General features: G+C 62.5%; 1 pseudogene. It reads right to left on the bottom strand.

Going from position 1 to position 1380, the window contains the following annotated elements:
* Positions 1 to 1380 (bottom strand): annotated as a pseudogene (locus tag EOS_RS43110) (malate synthase G); the annotation flags it as partial.

Raw genomic sequence — 1380 nt, 5'->3', positions numbered from 1 at the left:
GTTCTTGCTGCACCGCTTGCACATCGACCTGGTGGTAATGCAGCGCATGCAGCGTTGCGGCGGTCGGCGAGGGCACCCATGCCGTATTCGCGCCCGCCTTTCGGATGAGCAACCTTCTGCTCGAGCATGGCGTGCATCAGGTCGGGCATTGCCCACATGCCCTTGCCGATCTGTGCACGTCCACGCAACCCCGAGCTAAGTCCTGCCAGCACGTTATTGCGCTCATAAGCCGTGATCCACGCCGACGACTTCATGTCGCCCTTGCGCATCATCGGGCCGGCTTCCATCGCGCTGTGCATCTCGTCGCCGGTGCGGTCGAGGAAGCCCGTGTTGATGAACGCCACCCGCGCCGATGCCACCGCAATGCACGCCTGCAGGTTGACGCTCGTGCGCCGTTCCTCGTCCATGATGCCCATCTTGATGGTGTAACGCGGCAGGCCGAGCAGGTCTTCCACGCGTCCGAACAGTTCATCGGAGAACGCGACTTCGGCCGGGCCGTGCATCTTCGGCTTGACGATATAAATCGATCCCGTGCGCGAATTGAGCTTGTTCTTGAGGTCGTGCATCGCGCCGAGCGATGTCATCACGGCGTCGAGAATGCCTTCGGGAATCTCGTGCCCGTCGCGATCGACGATAGCCGGATTCGTCATCAGATGCCCGACGTTACGGATAAACAGCAAGGAGCGGCCATGCAGCGTCACCGTCGAGCCATCGGGCGCGGTGTATTCGCGGTCGGTGTTCAGGCGGCGCGTGAACGTCTTGCCGTTCTTCGTGACTTCCTCTGCCAGATCGCCTTTCATCAGACCGGTCCAGTTGCGGTAGAGCTGGACCTTGTCGGCGGCATCGACGGCTGCAACCGAATCCTCGCAATCGATGATGGTCGACACAGCCGCCTCCATCAGCACGTCCTTCACACGCGCGGCATCGGTCTTGCCGATGGAATCGGTCGCGTCGATCTGGATCTCGAAGTGGAGGCCATGATGCTTGAGCAGGACTGCGGACGGCGAGCCCGCGTCGCCCTGGAAACCGATGAACTGCTCGGGAGATTTCAACGCCGCTGTGCCGGTTTTCAACGTCACGGCAAGCTTGCCGCCTTCTACGCGATAAGCAGTAGCGTTCGCATGGGAGCCGTTGGCGAGCGGCGCCGCTTCATCGAGAAATGCGCGAGCGCGTGCGATCACACGTGCACCGCGAACCGGGTTGAACTGCGCGGTCCGTTGCGCGCCGTCGGTGTCGGGGATCGCATCGGTGCCATAGAGCGCATCGTACAAGCTGCCCCAGCGTGCGTTCGCCGCGTTAAGCGCGTAGCGCTGGTTCGACAGCGGCACGACGAGTTGCGGCCCGGCTTGCCCGGCGATTTCCGTATCGACGTTCTGGGTG

Source organism: Caballeronia mineralivorans PML1(12), from assembly GCF_001028175.1.
Classification (GTDB): domain Bacteria; phylum Pseudomonadota; class Gammaproteobacteria; order Burkholderiales; family Burkholderiaceae; genus Caballeronia; species Caballeronia mineralivorans.
This window is presented reverse-complemented; position numbering and strand designations above follow the sequence as displayed.